Here is a 4,193-nt window from a genome sequence, read left to right on the forward strand (position 1 = left end):
GACAATGCCAAGCACGATCTCGGCACATCGCGCGACCTCGCGGTCGCGCGATGTGCCGAGATCGTGCTTGGCATTGTCTGCGCCGGCCTGACCAGCCGCCTGATCCTGCCAAAACTGGCCAGCGACGCCATCGTCTCGCGCCTGAAACGCTGTATCCTTGATCTTGCCACCTATGCCGGCGGTGCGTTCTCCGGCGGCGACCCGGCAACGCTGTCCACGCTGCACCGAAAGCTGATCACTGATGCCCAGACGCTCGGCGAGATGCGCGCCTATGCCAGGCTCGAGGCGCCGAGCTTCGCGCCGCGCGCCCATCCAGTCCGTCGCACCATCGGACAGCTGCTCTCGGCCCTGTCGGCGGCACGCGCGCTGCATTCGCACGCCGCCCCGAAGAATGCGGCGCTCATCCCGGTGCGCTCGGAACTGCAGTCGCTGGTCAGCGAGCTGGCGACCAAGCCCGGCGCGCTGGACGATACGGCGCTGTGGGTGGCTCGGCTCGATGCGATTTCCGGAAACGCCCGGCAAATGCCAGATGCCTCGACCGACCAGGGCGACGACAGGGTCGGCACCATCACCCGCCTGACCATCGCCGCCGATTTCGCCGAGGCGCTCAAGCAGGTGCTGCGCGGCCTCGACGCCCTGCGCGCGCCTGCCACGCGCCTGGCCAGGGGCAGCAGGCAGCCTGCGCTGGTGGTGCATCGCGATTACGCCGGCGCATCGCGTAACGCCTTGCGCGCTGCCCTTGCCACGCTGCTGGTCGCGGCTTTCTGGTTGACGACGAAATGGTCGGAAGCGGCCGGCACGGTCATCCTCGTTGCTGTCGTATCGAGCCTGTTTGCTGCTCGCCCCGACCCTGTGCAGGTCGCCTGGGGTTTCTTCAAGGGAACGCTGCTCGCTTTGCCCTTTGCCTTTCTCGTCGGCCAGATCGCGCTGCCCGCTTTGCCGGGCTTCGGCTGGTTCATGCTGTTTGTCGTGCCCATTCTTGTACCGACGGCGCTGGCCATGGCCAATCCACGCTATGTCGGCGTGGCGACGGCCTTCGCCATCAACTTCCTCGCCTTCCTGAGCCCGCACCAGGCGATGACCTACGATCCCGTACCCTTCTTCGCCGGGTCGGCGTCGATCCTGGTCGGCATCCTGCTGGCGATCGGTGTCTTCATCGTCGTGCTGCCAGCCGATCCGTGGCTCGCGGCCAACCGGATCGTGCGCGCCATGCGCGAGGATCTGGCGCGGCTTTGCCTGCATGAGCGGGTGCCGAGGCGGTCGGCCTTCGAGAGCCTCGCCTACGACCGCATCAACCAGCTGATGCCGCTGGTGCAGAATGCCGGTCAGAAGGGCGATGCGGTTCTGGGCGGCGGAGTCGCCGCCGTCACCGTCGGCCTGGAGGTCCTTCGGCTGCGCGATGCAAGCCAAAGCCATGCCATTCCATCCGAGACCGCGCTTTCGATCGCCAACTTCCTGAGGGGACTGGCGCGCGAACTGCTTTTCCGCGCCCCCGGCGATCCACAGACCTCGACCGTCGCCGTCGCCCGGCAGTACGCAGCGAACATCGCCGAGCGAAACGGCACCGGCGAATTGCTGCAAATCGCAGCATCGCTGCGCATCATCGCCGCGGCGATGGAGGATTTCCCGGACTTTTTCGCGAGGGATAAAGGCTAAGCCGCCGCTATCGCCAGTGCGTGGCCGCGTGCGTTTTCGCGCAGCGCGTCGAGATGGATCGACTTGACCAGCGTGGCAAGATCGCCTTCCGCGGACTGCCCGCCCACCTCCTTGAGCATCAGCCAGCTGACCTCTTGCACACCGGCGACGCGCTTGCCGTTGGCGACCTCGCGCCAGATCTTCAGCGCGCGCAGGATGATGGCATGGGTGACTGCGGCGAGGCCGGCGCTGCGGAACAACGCCTGCAACGCCACGTCGTGCCCGCCGGCCAGCAGCGCCCTCACCCGTTGTTCGGACTGCTGGCTGAGCGCGACCAGCGCCGAGCCGAAGAAATCGACCTTGCCATGCGCGATGGTGCGGATCAGAAAGCTCGCGGTAAGGTCGCCGCGCAGCCTGAGATGCTCGATCAGGGCCGCATGTTCTTCCTGGCGCGTGCCTTCTATCAGCGTCACCGAAGCCTTGACGCAGGCGTCGCGCATGACGCGGTCGGCTCGCGCCGCGCCCATCAATGCCATCACCAGTGGCGACGTTTTCAACATTTCGCCCAGCTTGACGAGCAGCATATGCCGACAGTCGGCCGGCAGCCTGATATCCGATATCAGCGCCTCGCGCACCAAGGGCAGATGGCCGTGGCGTTCGGCCATGCGGCGGAAGCTGAGCGAGGCGATGTCGGCGCCGCTGTTGGCGAGCAGCACGGCGCAGGCGTCCGCCTCGCCGATCTCGGCGATGGCCGCCGACAGCGCCATCGAGACGAGTGGCCGGTCGGCGATCAATTTCTGTGTCGCCTTCGGACTTGAAGCCACGCGGTTGATCAGGTCGGCGTCGGTGAGCAGCGGCGAGCGGGCCAGCACCACGCCGGCGACTTCCGGCTGGTCGGAGGCCAGCACGCTGATGATCTGCATTGGCGCGTGGTGGCTCATCGACAGCGCCTCGGCCATCGCCAGCCGCACCTTCGACGAGGCATCGTCGAGCAATAGCGTCAGCGCCGCCTCGGCGGCGCAACGGTCCTCGAAAGGCAATTCGGAATTGATATAGGCCCGGGCCAGAGCGCTCGCCGCCGCGGCACGCTCCGACACCCTGGCCGTGTAGATCCATTTCAGAAAATGCGAAACAACAACCATGCCCGCCTGCTTACGCCCCTTGTCAGAAGCTTCTGACCCCACTGACGACCGTAGGCAGAATTGGTTTACGAACCGTTCACCATGTTCATTAACTGGCTTGCGAGGCTGATTTGCAGCGCCTATCACCGTCAAGCACGTGAGGAGAAAGAAATGGCCGGGCTTTATCTCGAAGAGTTCGTTGTCGGCCATGTCTTCCAGCACACGCTGCGCAAGACCGTTACCGAAAGCGACAACATGCTGTTTTCGGTAATGACGCTGAACCCGCAGCCGCTGCATATCGACTTCGATTTCGCCGCCAGGAGCGAATGGGGCAAGCCGCTGGTCAACTCGCTGTTCACGCTCGGCTTGATGATCGGCATTTCGGTCAATGACATCACAGTCGGCACTACGGTCGCCAATCTCGGCATGAAGGAGACCGTGTTTCCGCATCCGGTCTTCCATGGCGACACCATCCGGGTCGAGACGACAGTCATCTCGGTGCGCGAATCCAGGTCGAAACCCGATCGCGGCATCGTCGAATTCGAGCATCGCGCCTACAACCAGCATGGCGATCTCGTCGCCAAATGCACCAGGCAAGCGATGATGCTGAAGAAGGCGATCTGACGCATGCGTTCGCTGCTGTTCGTCCCTGGCGATTCCCAGAGGAAACTGGAAAAAAGTTTTGGTGCCGGCGCCGACGTGATCATCGTCGACCTCGAAGATTCCGTGGCGCCGCACAACAAGGCGCTGGCGCGCGAGGTGGCGGCGCGCTTCATCCTGGAACGCAGGGCGCAAACCAGTTCAGCCATCTATGTCAGGGTCAACGACCTCACGACCGGGTTGACGGATGACGATCTGGCGGCGTTGGTGCCGGCACGACCCGACGGCATCATGCTGCCCAAGTCGAACAGCGGCCAGGATGTGCAGCATCTGTCGGCAAAGCTCAGGGTGCGCGAGGCCGAAAATGGCTTGGCCGACGGCGCGATCAAGATCCTGCCGATCATCACCGAAACGCCGGCAGGCGTGCTGGCGGCGGCGACCTATGCCGGGACAAGTGCGCGGCTTGCCGGCCTCACCTGGGGCGCTGAAGACCTGTCGGCGGCGATCGGCGCGCGCAGCGTCCGCGACGAGCATGGCCGCTACACGGACGTGTTCCGCCACGCTCGCACAATGACCATACTTGCCGCCGGTGCGGCGGAGGTCGCGGCGATCGACACCGTCTTCCCGAATTTTCGCGACATAGCGGCCTTCGAAGTGGAATGCACGGAGGCCGAGCGCGATGGCTTCACCGGCAAGATGGCGATCCATCCCGACCAGGTGCCGGTCATCAACGCCGCCTTCACGCCGTCGGCCGAGGCCGTGAGACAATCGGCAGCAATCGTCGCCGCGTTCGCGGCAGCGGGAAATCCCGGCGTCGTCGGCATTGACGGCAAGATG

General features: G+C 64.9%; 4 protein-coding genes. 3 read left to right on the plus strand and 1 reads right to left on the minus strand.

What is annotated here, in order from left to right:
- Positions 1 to 1,656 (plus strand): FUSC family protein (locus EN906_RS25005; protein ID WP_164777336.1); only part of this gene is annotated, 1,656 nt, incomplete at its 5' end.
- Here the strand turns inward: EN906_RS25005 and EN906_RS25010 are convergent.
- Positions 1,653 to 2,777: a DUF2336 domain-containing protein gene (locus tag EN906_RS25010; protein WP_127270718.1), complete on the minus strand. Its 1,125-nt coding sequence runs from the start codon at positions 2,775 to 2,777 to the stop codon at positions 1,653 to 1,655. The two genes, EN906_RS25005 and EN906_RS25010, sit on opposite strands and share 4 nt — an antisense overlap.
- A gap of 150 nt (positions 2,778 to 2,927) precedes the next feature.
- Between EN906_RS25010 and EN906_RS25015 the strand changes: the two genes are divergently transcribed.
- Complete coding sequence (locus EN906_RS25015) at positions 2,928 to 3,380, plus strand: MaoC family dehydratase (protein ID WP_127271750.1); 453 nt, start codon at positions 2,928 to 2,930, stop codon at positions 3,378 to 3,380.
- A 3-nt stretch (positions 3,381 to 3,383) separates the two neighbouring features.
- Positions 3,384 to 4,193, plus strand: an 810-nt coding sequence (locus EN906_RS25020) for a CoA ester lyase (RefSeq protein ID WP_164777337.1), incomplete at its 3' end; no start/stop codon positions are given.

The organism is Mesorhizobium sp. M7A.F.Ca.CA.004.06.1.1, assembly GCF_003999135.1.
Classification (GTDB): Bacteria; Pseudomonadota; Alphaproteobacteria; order Rhizobiales; family Rhizobiaceae; genus Mesorhizobium.